Raw genomic sequence first — 21,388 nt, forward strand, 5'->3', positions numbered from 1 at the left:
GTCTATCCCCCCTGCAGCGCGGCCTGGATGACGGCGCGGCCGATGGGTGCCGCTACCGAGCCACCGGTGGCCGAGAGCGATCCATCCCCACCATCCTCCACGATCACTGCCACGGCAACCCGGGGTGCCTGGGCGGGCGCGAACGCGATGTACCAAGTATGGGGGGCAGTGTTCGAGGGGTCCGCGCCGTGCTCGGCAGTGCCGGTCTTCGAGGCGATCTGCACGCCGGAAACGCTGCCGGAACCACTGGTGGACTGCTCGGAAGCGATCATCAGGTCCGTGAGGGTCCGCGCGACGCTGGACGGGATCGCCTGCTCGACGGCCTGCGGCTCGCTGGAGGACAGCACCGACAGGTTGGGCCCCTGCAGCTGATGGATCAGCTGGGGCGCCATGCGCGTGCCACCGTTGGCGATGGTCGCGGCGATGACCGCGTTCTGCAGCGGCGTGAGGGCCACATCGCGCTGGCCGATGCTGCTCTGGCCGAGCGCCGCGTCATCGCCGATCTCGCCGACCGTGGAAGCAGCGACGGGCAGGGGAACGTCGTCGCGCTCGCCATCGATGCCGAAGGCGCGCGCGGTATCGCGGAGCGCCTCGGCCCCGGTCTCGATGCCCATCTCGACGAAAGCCGTGTTGCAGGACAACCGGAAGGCATTGAGCAGCGTCGTTGTCTCCCCGCTGCCGCAGCGGGAACCGCCGTAGTTCTGCAACGTGGTGGTGGTTCCCGGCAGGGTGTACTCGGGCGCGGCGGTGAACGTATCTGCTGGTGTCACGCCGCTAGCGAGCGCTGCCGCGGTGGTGATGACCTTGAACGTCGAGCCTGGGGGATAGGTGCTCTGGGTGGCACGGTTGAGCATCGGCTGGTCCGGATCCTGCGACAGCTCGTCCCAGGCGGCATTGCTCACTGCCGGGTCATGGTCCGCGATGCGGTTGGGGTCGTAGGACGGTGTGCTGGCCATCGCGAGGATCTCACCGGTCGCGGGCTCGATCGCCACGACCGAGCCGGTGTACCCGCGGCGCGCGAGCTCGTTGTAGGCGACCTGCTGGACGTACGGATCGATCGTCGTGACGACGTTTCCGCCGCGGGGGTCGCGTCCAGTGATCATGTCCACGAGGCGCCGGGCGAAGAACCGGTCGTCGGAGCCGTTGAGGACATCGTCCTCGGTGTTCTCCAGTCCACTCGTGCTGTGGTTGAGCGAGTAGAAACCAGTGATCGGCGCGTACGCCGCGGCACTGTTGGGGTAGGCCGGATCGACGGGGTAGGTGCGCTGGTAGCGGAAGCGCGTATCGGTTGGTACCGACGATGCGAGGACCTGCCCGGCCGCGGAGATCTGGCCGCGGTGGCGGGAGAACTCGTCGAGCAGGACGCGGGTGTTCAGCGGATTGGAGCGCAGCTCGCCGGCCCGGATGACCTGCACGTACGCGGAGCTTCCGATGAGGATGACGATCATCGTCATCATGGCGATGGCGACGCGTCGCAGGGGGGTATTCATGGGCGCCTCACCATAGCGGTCGGGGCATCCGAGATCGATGGCGGCGGGGTGCGTCTCGGGCTCGGATCATGGGGGGACCGGGCCTCGTGGGAGATCAGCAGCAGGATCGCCACCAGGATGTAGTTCGCGAGCAGCGACGAGCCGCCATAGGACAGGAACGGCGTGGTCAGGCCGGTCAGCGGGATGAGCTTGGTGACACCACCGACGACGACGAAGACCTGGATCGTCAGGATGAACGACAACCCAGCGGCGAGCAGCTTGCCGAAGCTGTCGCGCACTGCCAGCGCGGTCCGTACGCCGCGGACCATGATGATCAGGTACAGCAGCAGGAGGATGGTCAGCCCGAGCAGCCCAAGCTCCTCCCCGATGGCGGCGATGATGAAATCGGTCTTGGCGAACGGCACATCATTGGGCCTGCCGCTGCCCAGCCCGGTCCCGCCGATGCCGCCCGTCGCGAGGCCGAACAGCGAGTTGGATATCTGGTACCCGGTTCCGTAGTAGTCATCGAACGGGTCGAGCCAGGTGCTGACCCGGATGCGGACATGGCCGAACAGGAAGTAGGCGGCGGTAGCGCCCACCATGAAGATGGATGCACCGATCACCACCCAGCCGACGCGTGCCGTCGCTATGTACATCAGGACCAGGACGGTGGAGTAGAGCAGCAGCGACATGCCTAGATCGGTCTGGAAGACCAGGATGGCGAGCGCGATGCCCGCTGCGGCAAGCACGGGAGCGAGATCGCGCATGCGCGGGAAGTCCATGCCCAGCACATGCTTGCCCGCGGAGGTGAAGAGCTCCCGCTTGGCCACGAGGAGCCCGCAGATGAAGATGATGATGAGGATCTTGGAGAACTCGGCGGGCTGGATGCTGATGAACGGCAGGCGGATCCAGATCTTCGCGCCGTTGACCTCGGAGATGCTCGCTGGCAGGAACGCAGGGAGCGCGAGGAACACGAGCCCAGCGAGGCCCACGGTGTAGGAGTAGCGGGCGAGCCGACGGTGATCGCGCAGCAAGAACAGCACGGTGACGAACACGACGATGCTCACCGTGGTCCACAGGATCTGCTTGGCCGCGTCGGGTGCGGGAATCGCGCGCCCGGCAGTGCGAGCGAGCTCCTCGTCCGCGAGATCGAGCCGGTGGATGAGCACGAGCCCGAGGCCATTGAGCAGGGCCACGATCGGCAGGATCACGGGATCAGCGAACGGCACGAACAGCCGGACGGCGAGATGCGCGATGGAGACTAGCACCAGGTAGGCGAGCCCGTACTGCGCGAACTCCGCCGTCAGGGCCTGCTCCATGGACGCCTGCACCAGGACGAGCGCGACGGCGACGATCGACACCGCGAGGATCAGCAGGCCGAGCTCGACGTTGCGGGCCGCGCGGCCAAGCCGCGAGGACTCTTCCTCCGGTGGGGTACCAGGGGCTGGTGCCGGGTAGCGCACGCTCATGAGGGACCTGTCCGGCATGTCGATCCGGGGATCTGCAGCTGCCGCAGCGCGGGGGTGCTCGCCTCCTCCGGTTCCGCATCGGAATCCTCGGGCGGCAGGGGCTCGCACACGGGCAGGAGCTCGTTGGTGAGCAACTGCTGGAGTTGTTCCTCGGCGTCATCGAGCGATCCGACGGGCAGCCCGAGCCGGACCTGCTCGCGCGCGGAGGGCACGAGGTCCTGGACCGCGAGGACCGTGCAGCCAGCCTCCTCGGAGGCCGTGCCGGCATCGATGGTCGTCACGCTGCCATCGGCTCCCACGCAGCCGATGCTGGCCGTGGATTGCAGGGGGATGCCGAGGAACGTCCCCGTGAGGCCCCGGAGGATCGCGATCTGCCCGTTGGACTCGCCCACGTAGTAGTTCGAGCGGATCACCGTCCGCGCCACGAGCGCGCTGCCGACGAGGAGCACGAGGACCACCGCGATGGCTATCCACGTCCAGCGCCGTCGCGAGCGCCGGGGCGCGGCAGCCGGGGCAGTGCTCGCGGTGGAGACTGGTCGGCTCGGTTGCACCCGCGGTGGCCGCATCGCTGCGGCACGGCCCGCGGATGTGTTCGGCAGGGGAGTGTCCTCGATCTTGCCCGAGACCGCTCCGGCAAGGATGGGACGGCTCTGCCCGAAATCCACGTCCAGGACGTCCGCGACGATGACGGTGACGTTGTCGGGACCGCCGCTGCGCAGGGCGAGCTCGATCAATCGATCGGCTGCCTTGTCATGGTCGCCCTCGCTGAGCGTGTTGGCGATCGTCTCGTCGCTGACCACATCGGACAGGCCATCGGAGCACAGCAGGTACCGGTCGCCCACGCGGACCTCGCGCACGGTGAGGGTGAGCTCCACGTCGTTGCCGGTCAGCGCCCGCATGATCAGCGAGCGCTGGGGATGATTGTGGGCATCCTCGGCGCTGATCTTCCCGGCGTCGACGAGTGATTGCACGTAGGTGTCATCACGGGTGATCTGCGTCAGCGTGCCATCGCGCATCAGGTAGGCGCGCGAGTCCCCGACGTGAACGAGGCCGAGCTTGGAGCCGCCGAACAGGATCGCGGTGAGGGTGGTGCCCATGCCCTCGAGCGCGGGCTCCTCCTCCACCTGCTCGGCAATGATCCGGTTGCCGGCGTAGGTGGCCTCCTCGAGCTTTCCGAGCAGGTCGCCGCCCGGCTCATCATCATCGAGGTGCGCGAGGGTGGAGACGACGAGCTGGGAGGCGATCTCGCCGGCGGCGTGCCCGCCCATTCCATCGGCGAGCGCGAGCAACCGGGCGCCGGCGTAGACCGAGTCCTCGTTGTTGGTGCGGACCAGGCCGCGGTCGCTTCGCGCGGCGTATCTCAGAACGAGTGTCACGGTCTCAACTCGATTACGGTCTTGCCCACGCGGACGGGGGTCCTGAGCGGCACGCGCACGGCAGTGGTGACCTTGTCCCGGTCCAGGAATGTCCCGTTCGTCGACCCGAGATCCTCGAGGTACCAGTCACTGCCGCGCGGTGATATTCGCGCATGCCGGTTGGAGGCATAGTCATCGGTGAGGACCAGGGTGGAATCGTCCGCGCGACCAATGAGGATGGGAGCGGTATCGAGCGCTATGCGGGTGCCCGCGAGGGCGCCCTGCGTCACGACGAGGGTGCGCGCGGTCCTCCCGAGCCCCAGCACGCCGAGGGAGCGGGCACCGGCTCGCTCGCGGCGTTGCGCGCGCAGGCCCGATTCCGCATACACATCGGTGCGCAGCACTCGCAGCACGGCCAGCACGAACAGCACGAGGAGGAGCAGGAAGCCGGCCCGGGTCAGCTGCAGGATGAGACCCTGCATCAGCGCGCACCTCCTCTCATGACGTCGCGGTCCCCGCATGGTGATCCGATGCCGCACACTCTACCGGCGACCGGTAGCGAGGATGGGCGGTATCCGTGGCCGGCAGCTCGCCGTACACGGTACCTGGAGCCTGCTCGTGCGTGGCTCACCCGATTCGCACGATGATCTCGGAATGGCCCACCCGGATCACATCCCCATCAGCGAGCTGCCACACCGTGATGGGGGACCCATTGACCGTCGTGCCGTTGGTCGAGCGCAGGTCCGAGACGAGGGCGAGCTGGCCATCCCAGCGGATCTCGGCGTGCCGGCGGGAGACGCCCGTGTCGGGAACGCGGAACTGTGCTTCCTGGCCTCGACCGATCACCGTGGCGCCGGGGCGCAGGGTGAGGTTCCGCCCGCTGCCATCGCTGAGCTCGAGCACCGCGGTCAGCGTCCGGTGCGACCAGGTCTCCCGGGAGCGCGGCGGCTGGGCGAACGCGGTCTGATCGAAGTAGGTCTCCTCGGCGAAGTCGGCGTCGTCGTACTCCGGGTCGTCGTGGCTGGTGGCTCCCGCGTCGGGCGCCGAGGGATACATGGCGCTCGCGGCCTGGTCGGGGGCGCGCCGATAGGACGAGGGAACGCCCGTGTCCTCGTGCGGGCGGCCACGCCGCGTGCTGAACAGATGGCGGCCGAGGCCGCGCATGACGTCGCTCTGGGGTGACATCGATTCCCCTCCTGGTTCTTGCTCATCGTGGGTAGGTCCTGGTGCTTCCGGCATGGGCCAGACCGAGCCGTGCGCCTCGGGCGAATCGATATCCGGGTCGGTGTGGCCCGCTGCGCGGAACTGCCCGGTGTGCAGCTCCTCGGAGGAGCTGAACCGCACCCGCACGCCCGCGCATGTCTGCCAGCCCTGCTCGGTGATGTATTCGCCGAGGTGACGGGCGAACACCCGCTCGGTGAGCTCCCGGTCCGCGATGAGCCGCTCGTGGTCCGAGGCGCCTATGGTGACGGTGTAGCTGTTCGGGGCGAGCAGGTAGCCGCCCTCGAGCCGGGTCACGCCCTCCTCGGCTGCCCGGCGCAGTGCCGCCTGGATCTCCTGGGGCACGACCGCGCTGCGGAAGAGCCTGGCGAAGGCATCGCCTACGGCCTCCTCGAGCCGACGTTCGAAGCGGTCGAGCATGCCCACGTCGGATCTCCTCTCGAGGCGGTTTCGGTCACGGTGATGCTTCGGGCCCGGGAGGCCCCGGCGGGGCGTGGCGGGCGGCGCGGTGGAGCGCTCGCCGGCATAGCCATGCGCTGCTGCCATCGTAGGGGGAAACCGCAGCAACTCGTGGCGGCGAATGCAGGTCTTGGCCGAGCCGTGACACGGGGGATCCCTATCGTGATCTGCTGTTTATCCTTTGGGGTTGAATCGTGCTACTGTGTTGCGGTCGCTCGGGCGAGTGGCGGAATAGGCAGACGCGCTGGCTTCAGGTGCCAGTGTCCGAAAGGACGTGGGGGTTCAAGTCCCCCCTCGCCCACATCGTTGGCCGCAGCTGATGTTTCATCGCTGCGGCCAACATCTAATTGTGCCTCCTGAGCTTTTCTGCTGCCGAGCGCGAGCGTCGGCGGCGCTGCATGCCTGGGGTGGCTGGTGCGCTGCCCCCGGTTGCGGCATACTGGACAACGGTGGGGTGCCACGCGCCAATGACACGGAACGCCTGTGCCGCATCTCATAGCATTAACGATCAAGATCCGAATATGCACTGGTCAGGCAAGTAATAAAGCTATCCTAACTTGCCCTGACCATAGCCTCCTGCCTTATCGTGGAGGCTTGAGCTGAGCGCAACGGAGCAACCAGTTCGACGGACGAGCGCGCAAGCACAGGCTGCGGATCATCGCCACCTGACGCCTTCGGTCCACAATCGCCGTAGTGTGAGCGTCCGTCCCACTCGGGTACTTGGTCCTACCGGATCGTGCACCGCGAGACATTGACCGTCATCCCAGCCGCGAAAGCGACCTATGAAGAAGATGCCCGGCCGGAACGGCCTATATGACCCCGCTCATGAGCACGACTCGTGTGGTGTGGCGTTCGTCGTCGACATGCATGGTCGGCGCAGCCGCGACATTGTCGACAAGGCGATCACCGCACTGCTCAACCTCGAGCATCGCGGTGCCGCTGGCTCCGAGCCCAACAGCGGCGACGGAGCGGGCATCCTCATCCAGGTTCCCGATAGGTTCTACCGCGAGGTCGTCGGCTTCACGCTGCCCGAGGAAGGTTCCTACGCCACCGGTGTCGGGTTCTTCCCGCAGGGCGCTTGGGCCGCCAAGAAGGCGCGGACCGCGTTCGAGAAGCTCGCCACCAGCGAGGGCCTGAAGGTACTGGGCTGGCGCGAGGTCCCCGTGGACGCCTCCGGCCTCGGCCGCATGGCGCGCGATGCGATGCCTTCCTTCTGGCAGCCCTTCGTCAGCTCTCCCGACGCGACCCTCAGCGGCCTCGACCTCGAGCGCCGCGTATACGTGCTGCGCAAGCGGGCCGAGCATGAGCTCGGTCAGGAGGGCCCCGGCGAGGATGGCCCCGGCCAGGAGACGGTCTACTTCCCGAGCCTCTCCGCGCGCACCATCGTCTACAAGGGCATGCTCACCACCCCGCAGCTCAAGGAGCTCTACCTCGATCTGCAGGACGAGCGCGTCGAGAGCGCGCTCGGCATCGTGCACTCCCGCTTCTCCACGAACACGTTCCCCTCGTGGCCGCTCGCCCATCCCTTCCGGCTCGTCGCCCACAACGGTGAGATCAACACCGTCAACGGCAACGAGAACTGGATGCGTGCCCGCGAGGCCCTCATCAAGACCGACATCTTCGGCGAGGGCGCGCTCGAGAAGATCTTCCCCATCGCCACGCGCGGCGCCTCCGACACCGCCCGCTTCGATGAGGTGCTCGAGCTGCTGCACCTCGGCGGACGCGAGCTGCCGCACGCCGTGCTGATGATGATCCCCGAGGCGTGGGAGCGCCACGAGACCATGGATCCCGCGCGCCGCGCCTTCTACCAGTACCACTCCACCCTCATGGAGCCCTGGGACGGTCCCGCATCGGTGTGCTTCACCGATGGCACGCTCGTTGGCGCGGTCCTCGACCGCAACGGCCTGCGTCCATCCCGGATCTGGGTCACCGACGACGGTCTCGCCGTCATGGCCTCGGAGGTCGGCGTCCTCGACATCGATCCCGCCAAGGTGGTCAAGCGCATGCGCCTGCAGCCGGGCCGCATGTTCCTCGTCGACACCAACGAGGGACGCATCGTCAGCGATGACGAGATCAAGTCCGAGCTCGCCGCGCTGCAGCCTTACCAGGAATGGCTGGACGAGGGCCTGCTTCCGCTCGACAAGCTCCCCAAGCGGGTGCACGTGCACATGCCGCACAAGCGGGTGCTGCTGCGCCAGCGAGTCTTCGGCTACACCCAGGAGGAAGTGAACATCCTCCTCTCGCCGATGGCGCGCACTGGTGCCGAAGCCATCGGCTCCATGGGTACCGACACTCCGATCGCCGTGCTCTCGGCGCGGCCACGGTTGATCTACGACTACTTCCAGCAGTTGTTCGCCCAGGTCACCAACCCGCCGCTCGACGCGATCCGCGAGGAGCTCGTGACCAGCCTCGGCGGGACCATCGGCCCCGAGAGCGACGTGCTCAACCCGACGGCGAAGTCCTGCCGGCATATCCTGCTGCCGCAGCCGATCCTCGACAACGATGATCTCGCCAAGCTCATCCACGCCAACGATGACGGCACGCTGCCCGAGTTCCGCTCCGTGGTGATCTCTGGCCTGTTCAAGGTCTCCGAGGGCGGCGAGGGCCTGCGCAAGGCGCTCGCGGAGATGCGCCGCCAGGCATCCGACGCCATCGAGGGCGGCGCACGGATCATCGTGCTGTCGGATCGCAACTCCAACGAGTACTACGCGCCCATCCCGGCGCTGCTGATGACCTCCGCGATCCACCACCACCTCGTCCGGGAGAAGACCCGCACCAAGATCGGCCTCATCGTCGAGACCGGTGACGCCCGCGAGGTCCACCACATGGCGCTGCTCATCGGCTACGGTGCCGCGGCGATCAACCCGTACATGGCCTTCGAGACCATCGAGGACCTCGTCGAGCGCCGCCAGCTCAATGGCCTCGACTTCGAGACCGCGGTCAAGAACTACATGAAGGCCGCGGGCAAGGGCGTGCTGAAGGTGATGTCCAAGATGGGCATCTCCACGCTGTCGTCCTACACCGGCGCGCAGCTGTTCGACTGCATCGGCATGTCGCAGGAGCTGCTCGACGAGTACTTCACCGGCACCAAGTGCGCCATCGAGGGAATCGGCCTCGACGAGATCGCCGAGAGCGTCAACCGGCGCCACGCCATGGCCTACCTCGACCGGCCCGAGGAGCTCGCGCACCGCGAGCTCGAGATCGGCGGCGAGTACCAGTGGCGTCGCGAGGGCGAGTACCACCTGTTCAACCCGGACACGGTGTTCAAGCTCCAGCACGCCACCCGCACCGGCCAGTACAAGGTCTTCAAGGAGTACACCAACCTCGTTGACGATCAGTCCGAGCGGCTCGCATCGCTCCGTGGCCTGTTCAAGCTGCGCGAGGGCGTCCGCCAGGCAGTACCGATCGATGAGGTCGAGTCCGTCGAGGAGATCGTCAAGCGCTTCTCCACCGGCGCCATGAGCTACGGCTCCATCTCCGCCGAGGCCCACGAGACCCTGGCCATCGCCATGAACCGCCTCGGTGGCCGCTCCAACTCCGGCGAGGGCGGCGAGGACATCAGTCGCTTCACCCCGGACGAGAACGGTGACTGGCGCCGCTCGGCGATCAAGCAGGTAGCGTCGGGCCGCTTCGGCGTCACCTCGCACTACCTGACCAACTGCACGGACATCCAGATCAAGATGGCCCAGGGCGCCAAGCCTGGCGAGGGCGGGCAGCTGCCCGGCCACAAGGTGTACCCCTGGGTCGCCGAGGTGCGTCACTCCACCCCGGGCGTCGGACTGATCTCGCCGCCCCCGCACCACGACATCTACTCGATCGAGGATCTCGCCCAGCTGATCCACGACCTGAAGAACGCCAACCCGGGTGCCCGCATCCACGTCAAGCTCGTCTCGGAGATCGGCGTCGGCACCATTGCGGCCGGCGTCTCCAAGGCGCACGCGGATGTCGTGCTCATCTCCGGCCATGACGGTGGCACCGGCGCCTCGCCGCTGACCTCCCTCAAGCACGCCGGGGCGCCCTGGGAGCTCGGGCTTGCCGAGACCCAGCAGACCCTCATCATGAACGGCCTTCGCGACCGCATCGTCGTCCAGGTCGATGGCCAGATGAAGACCGGCCGCGATGTCATCATCGCCACCCTCCTCGGTGCCGAGGAGTATGGCTTCGCCACCGCGCCGCTCGTCGTGTCCGGCTGCATCATGATGCGCGTCTGCCACCTCGACACCTGCCCGGTGGGCATCGCCACCCAGAACCCGGCCCTGCGCAAGAAGTTCATCGGCAAGGCCGAGTTCGTCGAGAACTTCTTCCGCTACATCGCCGAGGAAGTGCGCGAGTACCTCGCCGCGCTCGGGTTCCGCAGCATCGACGAGGCCGTCGGCCAGGTCCAGATGCTCGACCTCACCCAGGCGATCGACCACTGGAAGGCCAACAAGCTCGACCTCAGCCCGATCCTCGTGCAGGCCGAGTCGTTCTTCGAGGGCCAGGCCCTGCGCCAGACCCAGGTCCAGGACCACGGCCTCGACAAGGCGCTCGACAACACCCTCATCGAGCAGGCCAAGGCGGCGCTCGAGGACGGCACCCCGGTCACGATCGACACCAAGATCACCAACGTCAACCGGACCGTGGGCACGATGCTCGGCCACGAGCTCACCAAGCGGTACGGCGGCGAGGGCCTGCCCGATGACACCATCTCGATCACCCTCACCGGATCCGCCGGCAACAGCTTCGGCGCCTTCCTGCCCAAGGGCATCACGCTGAGGCTCAACGGCGACTCCAACGATTACATCGGCAAGGGCCTCTCGGGCGGCAAGATCATCGTCCGGCCCAGCGCGCAGGCTCCCGGCGGCTTCGTCGCCGAGGAGAACATCATCGGCGGCAACGTCATCCTCTACGGCGCCACCAAGGGCGAGGTATACCTGCGTGGCATCGTCGGCGAGCGCTTCTGCGTCCGCAACTCCGGCGCCACCGCCGTCGTCGAGGGCGTCGGCGATCACGCCTGCGAGTACATGACCGGCGGCCATGCCGTCATCCTCGGCAAGACCGGGCGAAACTTCGGAGCAGGCATGTCCGGCGGCGTCGCCTACGTCTACAACCCGAACAGGGTCTTCGAGGACGACGTCAACCCCGAGATGGTCGACGTCGAGGACCTTGACGCCGACGACATCAAGTGGCTGTCCGACACCATCGAGCGGCACCACGAATACACCGGCTCCACGGTTGCCGAGGGAATCCTGAAGAACTGGTCGCATGAGGTCACCCACTTCGTCAAGGTGATGCCCCGCGACTACAAGAAGGTCCTTCAGGCAATCGAGACCGCCAAGAGGATGGGACATGACGTGAACGAAGCAATCATGGAGGCCGCACGTGGGTGATCCAAGAGGCTTCCTCAAGCACGGCCGGGAACTTCCCGTCCGGCGGCCAGTCGCGCTTCGCCTGCTGGACTGGCACGAGGTATACGAGCCATTCGACAAGAACCTCCTGCAGACACAGGCCGGGCGCTGCATGGACTGCGGCATCCCGTTCTGCCACCAGGGCTGCCCGCTCGGGAACATCATTCCCGAGTGGAACGACCTCGTGCACAAGGACCGGTGGAAGGAAGCGATCGACCGCCTCCACGCCACCAACAACTTCCCGGAGTTCACCGGGCGCCTGTGCCCCGCGCCCTGCGAGGCGGCCTGCGTTCTCGGCATCAACGAGCCAGCAGTCACCATCAAGCAGGTCGAGGTCGAGATCATCGATCACGCCTTCGAGCAGGGCTGGGTCGAGCCGGTGCACCCGCGCCACACCACGGGCAAGTACGTGGCCGTGGTCGGCTCCGGGCCAGCCGGGCTCGCCGCGGCGCAGCAGCTCACGCGTGCCGGGCATGCGGTGACGGTGTACGAGCGCGCTGACCGCATCGGTGGCCTGCTGCGCTACGGCATCCCCGAGTTCAAGATGGAGAAGCGCCACATCGACCGGCGCATCGCGCAGATGGAGGCCGAGGGCACCATCTTCCGCACCGGCGTCAACGTCGGCGTGGACCTGCCCATCGAGCAGCTGCACAGTGACTTCGACGCGGTCGTGCTGGCCGGGGGCGCCACCAAGTGGCGCGACCTGCCCATCCCCGGACGCGAGAACGAAGGCGTCTACCAGGCGATGGAGTACCTCCCCATCTCCAACCGGGTGCAGCTCGGCGACATCGACGAGCCCACCATCTCTGCCAAGGGCAAGAAGGTCGTCATCATCGGTGGCGGCGACACCGGTGCTGACTGCCTCGGCACGTCGCTGCGCCAGGGCGCCGAGATCGTGCACCAGTTCGAGATCATGCCGCGGCCCCCGGAGGAGCGTCCCGACGCCAACCCGTGGCCGACCTACCCGATGATCTACCGGGTCTCCTCCGCGCACGAGGAAGGCGGCGAGCGCGTCTACTCCGTCAACACCGAGGAATTCCTCGGCAAGGACGGCAAGCTCACCGGACTGCGCGCGCACGAGGTCAAGATGGTCGACGGCCGGTTCCAGAAGGTCGAGGGCAGCGACTTCGAGCTCGAGGCTGATCTCGTGTTCCTCGCGATGGGCTTCGTCGGGCCGGAGACGAACGACCTGCTCGACAAGCTTGGTGTCGACTACACCGATCGTGGCAATGTCTCCCGCGACGACAACTGGGGCTCCACCGTGCCCGGCGTGTTCGTTGCCGGCGATATGGGCCGCGGCCAGTCCCTCATCGTCTGGGCCATCGCCGAAGGCCGCGCCTGCGCTGCCGCGGTGGACCAGTTCCTCGAGGGCAGCACCGCGCTCCCCGCACCGGTGAAGACGACCACCATGCCGATGCGCTGACATCTCTAGCACGAGCGAGGGCTCCGGGCACACCATGCCCGGGGCCCTCGCTCGTTCGCGCGGGGCCTGGGCATGGGCTGCCGGGCCTGGGGCCTGGGCTGCTATCAGCCTTGGGACGGCAAACGCACCGGATGTCGTCAAACGCGATAGAAGCAGAGCGGCTTTCATCGCAGTTTCTATCGCGTTTGCGGCCCGGAGACCGGACAGGCGCGGAACCGGCGCGACGCCCCGCACCCGGTCCCAGCCGGCTCCGCGGCCTACGGCTCCATCGAATGATCCGAAGGATCCCGGCCCTCCGGCCCCAGTTCGCGGGGCTCCTCCTCCAGCAGCTCGCGAGCCTCCACCGCCTTCTTCACGATCCGCCGGATCACGCTGATGACATTGAGAGCCGCATCCATGTCCGCCACCCCCACCGATCCGCCAGCGCCCGCAGCGAGCAAGCTCGCGCGCAGCTCGCGATAGCAGGCGTCAGCATGAGCAGCGGATGGTGGCTCGGCCGACGCGGTGAACGGATGCGACGCGCGGATCGCATCAGCGGCAGCGCTGATGTAGGGATCATCCCGGCCCAGCACGGTCGGCCATTGCGCCAGCGGCTCGACGAGCAGTGCGATGGTCTCGTAGCTGCGCTTGGCCCGCAGCACATCAGCAAGCTCGCGCGAGGTGTCCTCCGCGACGTCCTCCCTGTTCACGCGAACAACGAACTCATTCACTGCCGCCGACAGGCCCAGCACATCCTCGCGGACGAGCCGCGCCCGCTCGAGGTCGAGCTCGTTGCCCAGGGCGTGCAGCGCGCCATCGACAGCAGTGGTGCCGAGCCGTCGCGTCTCCTTGCGCATCGCCTGCACGGCCAGCTCCGGGATTCCCGCGACAGTGTCATCGACGTACCGGGTGCGGAAACGCTCGTCGCGTGCCATGAAGCGCGATTCCAGCCAGCGAGCCATGTGGCGCGCGAGGGGCACCATCAGTAGCACGCCGAGCAGGTTGAAGCTCGTGTGGAACAGCGCCAGCGTCACCGCCGGGGAATCATCACCGAGCACGCCCTCCTGGAAAGCGAGCAATGCCGGTAGCAATACCGGCAGCAGGAGCAGGGCCGCGGCACCGGTGATCAGGTTGAACAGGATGTGCGCGCCCGCCGCCCGCTTGGCGTTGCTCGTCGCGGCGAGCGCCGCGAGCACGGCCGTCACCGTCGTGCCCACGTTGACCCCGATCGTGATGACCGCTGCGCCATGGATACTGATCACCCCGGTCTGCGCCGCGGTGAGCGTGACCGCGAGCGCAGCGCTCGACGATTGCATCAGCACCGTCAGCCCGAACCCGATCAGCAGCAGGATCAGCATGGTGACTGGTCCGGTGCCGGAGGGCAGGTCCACCGTGTCGGCGACCCCAGCGAACGCGGACTGCAGCAGGTCGAGCCCGAGGAACAGCACCCCGAACCCCGTGAGCGCGGTGCCTGCTCCGGCCCGCCTGCTCCGGCCACCGGTGAGGTAGAGGATCATGCCGATCGCGATCACGGGCAGCGCGAATGCCTCGATCTTGAGCTTGAACCCGATGATGGCGACCAGCCAGCCGGTCATCGAGGTGCCCAGGTTGGCGCCGAAGATCACCCACAACGCTTGCCCGAACGTGAGGAGGCCAGCGTTGATGAATCCGATCAGGGCGACGGTGACCGCGGTGGAGCTCTGCACCAGAGCTGTCACCAGTACTCCGGAGGCCAGGGCGCGCGGGGGAGTGCGCGTGAACCGGCGCAGGATGTCCTGCAGCAGGCTTCCCGCGGCGAGCTTCAGCCCATCGGTAAGCATCACCATTCCCAGGAGGAACAGGCCGAGCCCGCCGGCGAACGCTGCCGCTGAATCCATGGACGTCTGTCCTCCTGCTTTTCCGCTATTGCTGGGGAACGACTGCCTCGCGGGTGATCTCGCTGATGGTACGCATGCCGCTCAGTCCCATGGTCAGGTCAAGCTCGGCCTGGAGGTTCGCGATCACCTCGGAGACGCCATCACTGCCGGCGAGCGCGAGGCCCCACGCGTATGGCCGACCGATGAGCACGAGGTCCGCGCCGAGCGCGATCGCCTTGAGGATGTCCGCGCCGGTGCGCACTCCACTATCGAGCAGGACGCGCATGTCGCCTGCGGCGGCCTTCACCGCGGGCAGTGCGTCGAGGCTCGCGATCCCGCCGTCGATCTGCCGGCCACCATGATTGCTGACCACGATCCCGTCGACGCCCAGATCAGCAGCACGCCGCGCATCATCGGGATGCAGGATGCCTTTCAGCACGATCGGCAGGCGGGTCAGCTCCCGCGCTGTGGCGATATCGTCCCACGTCAGAGAGGGCCGGGAGTAGATGCGCAGGAAGGTCTCCACGGCTGCGCGGGGCTGCGCGGAGAGCAGGTTCGGCAGGAACCTCCCCGGATAGTGCTGCGTCATGCTGACCAGGGTGCGCACCGTGTCGCGGGTGAGCCGCACATCCGGCTTGCCCACCGGCTCGTGGAGGATGCGGTTGCGCACGATCCGGGCGAACACCGGATCGCTGGTGTACTGGGCGATGCCCTGTCCCTGGCTGAAGGGCAGCGAGCCCCGGTTCAGGTCCCGGGGGCGCCACCCCAGCATCGTGGTGTCGAGCGTGATGACCAGCGCCTCGGCACCGCAATCCTCGGCCCGGCGGATGAAGCTGTGCACGAGCTCGTCCTCGGTGCTCCAGTACAGCTGGAACCAGCGCGGCGAGCTACCCATCGCAGCAGCACAATCCTCCATCGGCACCGATGCCTGGTTGGAGAAGATGAACGGCACCCCGGCATCGGCGGCGGCACGTGCCACGGCGAGATCCGCATCCTCGTGGGCGAGCTCGAGCACCCCGATCGGCGCGAGCGCGATGGGCGAGGGCAGCTTCCGGCCGAACAGCTCTACAGAGAGGTCGCGCTCGGAGACATCCCGCAGCACGCGCGGCACGATCGACCATCGATCGAATGCGGACCGGTTGGCACGCATCGTCGCCTCGGAGCCCGCGCCTCCGGCTAGGTATGCCGCCGCCTTGTCCGGCAGGATCGCCAGCGCCGCTTCCTCGAGGCCTGCGGGATCGGTCGGCACCGCTGGCACGTGGCCGCTCACCCCGTCTCGATAGATCCGGTCCTGGCGCTGCCTGCCCGCGTTGATGGCGTCCGCGATCTCCGACTTGCTCACAGCACGAGTCTAGGCATCCACCTGCCCTAGTGGCCGAAGCGACGCTCGTACTCGGCGCGTTCCCGGTCCTTGCGCTCCTGCTCCCGCCGAGACATCAGCCGCGGATCGAGGCCGTGGGTGATCAACCGATGCCGCCGATAGACGTAGGTGAGGGCGATGAGGAAGTAGGCATACGGGATGAGCAGCAGCATCATCATCGCGCCGATCACCCACAACGGTCCTGGAACGAGGAGGAACAGGGCGAGCAGCGGGATCAGTGGCAGCAGGCCGCGGATGATGTAGCGGCGGGTCGCCCCCGGCCCGGTGAGGTCATGCTCGACCCAGTCGTGCAGGTGCGGCGGGAGCACGCGCCCGAACGCGTAGCCGATCCGCTCCCGCGGGGTGGGTCGCGCCATCGGCGTGACGATCCCCGGATCATCACCGGCTACGGGGTGGTGATCCGGGGGAGGGGAGACGAACCGTGCCCGCCTCCCGCGACGGTGGCGCGTCACGGCGTCACGACGACCACGCCATCGTCGTCGCTGTAGACCACATCGCCCGGGCTGAACGTCACGCCACCGATGGTGACGGGCACATCCCGCTCGCCCTCGTTGGTCTTGGTGGACTTGCGCGGGTTCGAACCGAGCGCCTTGACCCCGATCTCCATGGTCCGCAGCATCGCCGCATCGCGCACCGCGCCGTTGATGATGATCCCCGACCAGCCATTGCCGCGGCCGAGCTCAGCGATCACGTCGCCGACGAGCGCGGTGTGCACGCTCGCATCGCCATCGATCACCAGCACGCCGCCATTGCCCGGCTCGCCGAGCACGGACTTCAGCAGGGCGTTGTCCTGGAAGCACTTGACGGTCGATACGGGGCCGGAGAATTTCGTGCGGCCACCGAACTGGATGAACTGGGTATCGCAGCTGCGAATGCCGGGGCCGATCTCATCGGCGAGATCGGCGGTCGAGGAGAATTCCACACTGCTCACGAGCATCCCTTCGCGGTTGGGGCAGGGCCTATCCCTCAACGGTAGTACAGCGCACCGGTGCATATCGCGCCGAGCACGCCAGGGTCGGTCCGATTCCGGACACGGGCGAGTAACCTGGAGTTGATCCGACCGTTCATCTCCGACCCAAGGAGAAAGCAGATGCCTGCTCCGTCCGCCGAGACATTCGCGCGCCTAGCGAAGCTCGTGGCGATTCCCGATGCGGCCAACCGGGAGACCCGTCCGGTGACCGAGACCTTCACTGGTCGCGAGCTCGCGACGATCCCGGTCGGCACGGCCGAGGATGCGGTCGCTGCCGTCGAGCGGGCCCGCGCCGCGCAGAAGGAATGGGCCAAGGTCCCGGTCGCCGAGCGGGTCAAGATCTTCCACCGCTACCACGATCTCGTGCTCAGCCGTCGTGACTCGTTGCTCGATCTCGCCCAGGCCGAGACTGGAAAGTCTCGTGCCGCGGCCCTCGAGGAAGTCCTCGACATCGCGATGACCGCCCGCTACTACGCGCGCAATGCGGCGAAGCTGCTGCAGAAGAAGAGCGTGCAGGGCCTGTTCCCCGCATTGACGAAGACGTCGGTCAACTATCGCCCCAAGGGCGTGGTGGGGATGATCACGCCGTGGAACTATCCGATGACGCTCGCTGTGTCGGATGCAATCCCGGCGATCATCGCGGGCAACGCCGTAGTCATCAAGCCGGACAGCCAGACCCCGTACTGCGCGCTCGGCGTCGCGGAGCTGCTCTACGAGGCGGGCCTGCCGAAGGACCTGTTCGCGGTGGTCCCGGGCCCGGGCTCGGTGGTGGGCACAGCGCTCGTCGAGACCACGGACTACATCATGTTCACCGGTTCCACGGCCACGGGCCGGCTCCTCGCGGAGCAGTGCGGCCGCCGCCTGATCGGGTTCTCCGCCGAGCTCGGTGGCAAGAACCCGATGGTCGTCACCAAGGGCGCGAACCTCAACCACGTCACCGAGGCGGCGCTGCGCGCATGCTTCTCCAACTCGGGCCAGCTGTGCATCTCGATCGAGCGCATCTACGTCGAGGAGGCCGTGGCGGATGACTTCCTCAAGGCGTTCGGCGAGAAGGTCCGCAACCTCGAGCTCAGCAATGACTACACCATCAGCTCGGCGATGGGCAGCCTGATCTCCGAGTCCCAGGTGGAGAACGTGCAGGCGCACGTCGACGATGCGGTCTCGAAGGGCGCGACAGTCGTGGCTGGCGGCAAGGCCCGCCCGGATCTCGGACCGCTGTTCTTCGAGCCGACCGTACTGACCGGCGTGACCCCGGAGATGGATGTGTATCGCGCGGAGACCTTCGGGCCGCTCGTGTCGATCTACCCCGTCAAGGATGTCGAGGAAGCCATCGAGAGGGCCAACGACACCGAGTACGGGCTCAATGCGAGCGTGTGGGCGTCGAGCGACAGCGAGGGCGAGAAGATCGCCGAGCGCATCAACTCCGGCACCGCCAACGTCAATGAGGGCTACGGCCCCGCGTGGGGCAGCCTGGGCGCACCGATGGGTGGCATGGGCGTCTCCGGCATGGGACGCCGCCACGGCCCCGAGGGATTGCTCAAGTACACCGAGCCGCAAACTGTCGCGGTCCAGCGCATCCTTGATCTCGGCGGCCCGAGCTGGCTGGACTCGAAGTACTTCTCGCAGGCACTGCCCTATGGTGTCAAGGCGATGAAGTACCTCCCGGGACGCTAGTAGCAGGCGCTTCCCGGCCCTGCCGGGGCCGGGAAGCGTTCCCCGCGCATGGCAATGGCCCCCTCCGTCGCGACGGAGGGGGCCATTGCTGCCTAGCTCACCGGGCGGGCGCGTTGCCGGCCACTAGCACGTGGATCAGCGATTGCGGATCGCCCGCACCACGAAGAACAGCACGATCGCAGCAATGACGGCAGCGGCGGCGGCGCCGGCCTTGCGCGTGTCGGCCTCGTCGAGCTCGGAGAGCGAATCGAACGTGGCGCGCCGCAGGTCAGCTACCTTGTCCTCGACGGAAGTGCGCGCCTCGGCAGCAGCGGCACGACCATTGTTGAGGGCCTCGCCGGTCTTCTCCTTGACCGAAGCGGACACCTCGGAAGCACGCGCGGCAGCATCGTTGGCCTTGGTGCGCGCGGCATCGGCTGCGCTCTTCACGGAGTCCTTGGCGTTCGCCGCGGCCTGCTGGGCCTGCCCCTCGGTCTTGAGGGAATCATCCCCGGCAACGGAACCGGTGGCTTCCTTGGCCGCGCCTGTGATCTTGTTGGTGGTGTTCTCGAGGTCTGCCATGCGTCGCTCCTTCACGGGACTGTTGTTCAGTCCGTCATTGTGTTGGGTACCGGTGTGACTCGACTCTATCGCGGAATCAGGTTTGCCGTAACGGGAGCTTGGTGATATCCGGACACCGCCGCGTGATCAATGCGTGATTGGTCGATCAGGATTGGCGGGGCTCATTCCAGTCCTCGTCGTCCTGCTGCTCCATGTCGTCCCCCATGTCGTCTTCCGTGCCGTCTTCTGTGCGCTCCTCGTCGCGGACCGAGCGCGCACCGAGCACGATTCCGCCGATCAGGACGATGAGTCCGGCTCCACCAAGCAGCCACGGCAAGGGCAGCGGACCTGTCTTGAGCTGCACGAGGTCCTTGTTCGCGGTGGCATCGGCGACACGATTCTCCACGGTGGCGTCGTTGAGCTCGGCGTCATAGCTGAGCACTGTCAGTGCCTGGTCATCGGGTCTGGTGCCGAAGTACTGGCGCAGCTGCTCCTGCCCATCGACGATGGTGCCAGTGACCGGCTCGACGAAGATGTCCCGGATATTCGTGTAGTAGCGATTCATGAACACGACCTCGTCGGCGTCGTCGCTGCCCTCCTCGGCGAGGCCCCAGGCCGAACGGGGCAATCCGAGCCTATTGGACGTTTCGCGCGTGGCGCGGAAAAGATCCACGGGCTCGATCTCGTGCCGGAAATGGTAGACATCGAGGCCATTGATGGTGGTTTCCTCGACGAAGTCGATATCGACGGTCTGGCGCGCCGTCAGGTCGAAATAGGGGTAGGACTGCTGCTGGACGTCGAACGGGAACTTGTACTGCAGCCCATCGCGGGGCAGTTCCATCGGCGGGCCCTCGCGGGTGACCTGCAGCGACGCCGGTGGCTCGTCAACGGGCATAGAGGTGACCCGGTCCAGCGTCACCCGATCGATTGTGGCGTTGAGCAGGCCCCGTGCTCCCTGCTCGTCCGTGCGCGAGAGCGTGAAGCCAGCTTGGAGGGTCACGAGGTCCTCGCCCGACGGCTCCTCCACCGTGACGTGTCGCTGCGCGCGTACGGGCACATCCGTCTCGACAGCATCGGGATCGCCCCCGAGGAACCGTGCCGAGTTCAGGATCGATGCGGTCCCCTCCGAGACCGTGGTGATCTCGAGATCGAGCGGTGTCTTCTTCAGCTTGGGCACGGCATACAGTGGCAGCAGCAAGGCAGTGACGAGCAGGAGCGCCCCGAGCCCCACGAGCACGACTGCCGTGACGCGCCGCGAGCCTTGCGATGCTGATGCCATGAACTGTCCTTACTTCGTCCTGGAATTGCTGGACCGGTTCCCGCGCGGCCAGGACACCCCGGCCCGGCCAGGTGGAGCCTGGTAGCTCGACGATAACAGCCAGGAGCGGCACGGTGATGCCAAGGCAGCACCTCACGCCGGCGATTCACGGCATATCGCCCGCTCGGGGATCGGGCGTGGCAGCGCGCGTACCGACTGCCAGCACGGCGCGAGCGGGGGCCACCGCTGCGCCAGGACGGTCAGCGCCGCCGGGTCATCGAGACCACCGTGACGATGGCTCCGATGAGCAGCACGATGATCGCTCCGATCAGGAACGGCCAGACTGGCATGGAGGAGTCGCCAGCATCGGGACCACCGCTGTCGGGCAAGCCGCTCGAGGCGTCGGTCTCCTGCGTCGGCTCCGCGGGCCCGGCCTCGTTGCTGCTGCCGTTGAACGTGAACTCGACGGTCCCGCTCACGGGATGGCTATCGGCGGAGATCACCCGGTAGGCGATCGTGTAGGTGCCCGACGGCCCGAGGTCGCGCACGGAGACGAACGCTGATGAGTCGTCGACCCGCACATCATCGAGCGACCACCGGGATCCGTCCGGGCCCGTCACCGTGACCGCAGCGAATGCCTCCTGCAGCGGCTCGTTGAACGTCACTCGAACCTGCCCGGGGGAGGCATCGAGGCTCGCCCCGGCAGCAGGATCGGACTCGACCAGAGCGGCATGAGCGGAGGCGACCGCGGGCACGAGCACGCCGAGGGACAGCAGCGCAGCGATCATGGCCAAGGCCGCGCGCAACGAGAACGGGGAACGCATGGAAAGCATCGGGTCCTTCCCTGGAAAGCGATATGGCGCACTGCCCCGCGGGCCTGGCAGGCAAGCGAGGAACAATCCCACCCCTGAGTACCATGCCGCGGGGAGGCGCGCCACATCACCGCC

The 21,388-nt window shown here is 67.2% G+C and carries 15 protein-coding genes and 1 tRNA gene; 4 read left to right on the forward strand and 12 right to left on the reverse strand.

Translation table 11 applies throughout. The features are described 5' to 3' along the window. Positions 1-2 precede the first annotated feature (2 nt). The 5 genes from FXO18_RS06375 to FXO18_RS06395 form a co-directional block, all read right to left on the reverse strand. Positions 3-1,490 (reverse strand): peptidoglycan D,D-transpeptidase FtsI family protein, encoded by a 1,488-nt coding sequence (locus FXO18_RS06375; RefSeq protein WP_149360274.1) that lies wholly within the window; start codon positions 1,488-1,490, stop codon positions 3-5. Beyond that, positions 1,487-2,956: an FtsW/RodA/SpoVE family cell cycle protein gene (locus tag FXO18_RS06380; RefSeq protein WP_328593372.1), complete on the reverse strand. Its 1,470-nt coding sequence runs from the start codon at positions 2,954-2,956 to the stop codon at positions 1,487-1,489. Before FXO18_RS06380 ends, FXO18_RS06375 begins: the two co-directional genes overlap by 4 nt. Next, entirely contained in the window at positions 2,935-4,314 is a 1,380-nt protein-coding gene (locus FXO18_RS06385) for a PP2C family protein-serine/threonine phosphatase (protein WP_149360275.1), read from the reverse strand. Before FXO18_RS06385 ends, FXO18_RS06380 begins: the two co-directional genes overlap by 22 nt. Next, positions 4,311-4,775 (reverse strand): FHA domain-containing protein FhaB/FipA, encoded by a 465-nt coding sequence (locus tag FXO18_RS06390; RefSeq protein ID WP_149360276.1) that lies wholly within the window; start codon positions 4,773-4,775, stop codon positions 4,311-4,313. Before FXO18_RS06390 ends, FXO18_RS06385 begins: the two co-directional genes overlap by 4 nt. Positions 4,776-4,920: 145 nt before the next feature. Beyond that, positions 4,921-6,060, reverse strand: coding sequence for a DUF3662 and FHA domain-containing protein (locus FXO18_RS06395; RefSeq protein WP_328593373.1), 1,140 nt, complete (start codon positions 6,058-6,060; stop codon positions 4,921-4,923). Between the two features lie 130 nt (positions 6,061-6,190). Here FXO18_RS06395 and FXO18_RS06400 point away from each other — a divergent pair. From FXO18_RS06400 to FXO18_RS06410, 3 genes are all read left to right on the forward strand, one after another. Then, a tRNA-Leu gene (locus FXO18_RS06400) sits at positions 6,191-6,274 on the forward strand. 481 nt (positions 6,275-6,755) lie between these two features. After that, positions 6,756-11,342: a glutamate synthase large subunit gene (gltB, locus tag FXO18_RS06405; protein WP_149360277.1), complete on the forward strand. Its 4,587-nt coding sequence runs from the start codon at positions 6,756-6,758 to the stop codon at positions 11,340-11,342. Beyond that, positions 11,335-12,783, forward strand: a complete 1,449-nt coding sequence (locus FXO18_RS06410; protein ID WP_149360278.1) for a glutamate synthase subunit beta — start codon at positions 11,335-11,337, stop codon at positions 12,781-12,783. The genes gltB and FXO18_RS06410 overlap by 8 nt, the downstream gene beginning before the upstream one ends. A gap of 257 nt (positions 12,784-13,040) precedes the next feature. On the opposite strand, the gene FXO18_RS06415 is transcribed toward FXO18_RS06410, so the two are convergent. From FXO18_RS06415 to rraA, 4 genes are all read right to left on the reverse strand, one after another. Continuing rightward, complete coding sequence (locus FXO18_RS06415; protein ID WP_149360279.1) at positions 13,041-14,639, reverse strand: Na/Pi cotransporter family protein; 1,599 nt, start codon at positions 14,637-14,639, stop codon at positions 13,041-13,043. A 25-nt stretch (positions 14,640-14,664) separates the two neighbouring features. Then, positions 14,665-15,960, reverse strand: a complete 1,296-nt coding sequence (locus FXO18_RS06420; RefSeq protein WP_149360280.1) for an alpha-hydroxy-acid oxidizing protein — start codon at positions 15,958-15,960, stop codon at positions 14,665-14,667. Positions 15,961-15,986: 26 nt separating this feature from the next. After that, positions 15,987-16,355, reverse strand: coding sequence for a DUF5313 family protein (locus tag FXO18_RS06425; RefSeq protein ID WP_149360281.1), 369 nt, complete (start codon positions 16,353-16,355; stop codon positions 15,987-15,989). A 92-nt stretch (positions 16,356-16,447) separates the two neighbouring features. After that, a complete protein-coding gene (rraA, locus tag FXO18_RS06430) occupies positions 16,448-16,936 on the reverse strand; it encodes a ribonuclease E activity regulator RraA (protein WP_149360282.1) in 489 nt (162 codons plus the stop codon). A 153-nt stretch (positions 16,937-17,089) separates the two neighbouring features. Here rraA and FXO18_RS06435 point away from each other — a divergent pair, with 153 nt between their 5' ends. Beyond that, positions 17,090-18,643, forward strand: coding sequence for a succinic semialdehyde dehydrogenase (locus tag FXO18_RS06435; RefSeq protein WP_149360283.1), 1,554 nt, complete (start codon positions 17,090-17,092; stop codon positions 18,641-18,643). Between the two features lie 135 nt (positions 18,644-18,778). Here the strand turns inward: FXO18_RS06435 and FXO18_RS06440 are convergent, their stop codons facing one another. The 3 genes from FXO18_RS06440 to FXO18_RS06450 all read right to left on the reverse strand — a co-directional run bounded on the left by FXO18_RS06440 (position 18,779) and on the right by FXO18_RS06450 (position 21,274). Beyond that, the gene (locus tag FXO18_RS06440) at positions 18,779-19,204 is read right to left on the reverse strand and encodes a CsbD family protein (protein WP_149360284.1); all 426 of its coding nucleotides are present in this window, start codon (positions 19,202-19,204) and stop codon (positions 18,779-18,781) included. A 145-nt stretch (positions 19,205-19,349) separates the two neighbouring features. Beyond that, the gene (locus FXO18_RS06445) at positions 19,350-20,462 is read right to left on the reverse strand and encodes a DUF3068 domain-containing protein (protein ID WP_149360285.1); all 1,113 of its coding nucleotides are present in this window, start codon (positions 20,460-20,462) and stop codon (positions 19,350-19,352) included. Positions 20,463-20,701: 239 nt separating this feature from the next. Beyond that, positions 20,702-21,274 carry a copper resistance CopC family protein gene (locus tag FXO18_RS06450; protein WP_235900506.1) on the reverse strand — a complete coding sequence of 191 codons (573 nt, stop codon included), beginning with the start codon at positions 21,272-21,274 and terminating at the stop codon, positions 20,702-20,704. Positions 21,275-21,388 lie beyond the last annotated feature (114 nt).

Origin of the sequence: Lolliginicoccus suaedae (genome assembly GCF_008312885.1) — a bacterium.
In the GTDB taxonomy this organism is placed as follows: Bacteria; Actinomycetota; Actinomycetes; order Mycobacteriales; family Mycobacteriaceae; genus Lolliginicoccus; species Lolliginicoccus suaedae.

Excerpts from the sequence above, each read along its gene's own strand:
- FXO18_RS06375 (WP_149360274.1), bottom strand. The coding sequence starts at position 1,490 with ATGAATACCCCCCTGCGACGCGTCGCCATCGCCATGATGACGATGATC.
- FXO18_RS06380 (WP_328593372.1), bottom strand. The coding sequence starts at position 2,956 with ATGCCGGACAGGTCCCTCATGAGCGTGCGCTACCCGGCACCAGCCCCT.
- FXO18_RS06390 (WP_149360276.1), bottom strand. The coding sequence starts at position 4,775 with ATGCAGGGTCTCATCCTGCAGCTGACCCGGGCCGGCTTCCTGCTCCTC.
- FXO18_RS06395 (WP_328593373.1), bottom strand. The coding sequence starts at position 6,060 with ATGGCAGCAGCGCATGGCTATGCCGGCGAGCGCTCCACCGCGCCGCCC.
- gltB (WP_149360277.1), top strand. The coding sequence starts at position 6,756 with ATGAAGAAGATGCCCGGCCGGAACGGCCTATATGACCCCGCTCATGAG.
- FXO18_RS06415 (WP_149360279.1), bottom strand. The coding sequence starts at position 14,639 with ATGGATTCAGCGGCAGCGTTCGCCGGCGGGCTCGGCCTGTTCCTCCTG.
- FXO18_RS06425 (WP_149360281.1), bottom strand. The coding sequence starts at position 16,355 with ATGGCGCGACCCACCCCGCGGGAGCGGATCGGCTACGCGTTCGGGCGC.
- rraA (WP_149360282.1), bottom strand. The coding sequence starts at position 16,936 with ATGCTCGTGAGCAGTGTGGAATTCTCCTCGACCGCCGATCTCGCCGAT.
- FXO18_RS06435 (WP_149360283.1), top strand. The coding sequence starts at position 17,090 with ATGCCTGCTCCGTCCGCCGAGACATTCGCGCGCCTAGCGAAGCTCGTG.
- FXO18_RS06440 (WP_149360284.1), bottom strand. The coding sequence starts at position 19,204 with ATGGCAGACCTCGAGAACACCACCAACAAGATCACAGGCGCGGCCAAG.
- FXO18_RS06445 (WP_149360285.1), bottom strand. The coding sequence starts at position 20,462 with ATGGCATCAGCATCGCAAGGCTCGCGGCGCGTCACGGCAGTCGTGCTC.
- FXO18_RS06450 (WP_235900506.1), bottom strand. The coding sequence starts at position 21,274 with ATGCTTTCCATGCGTTCCCCGTTCTCGTTGCGCGCGGCCTTGGCCATG.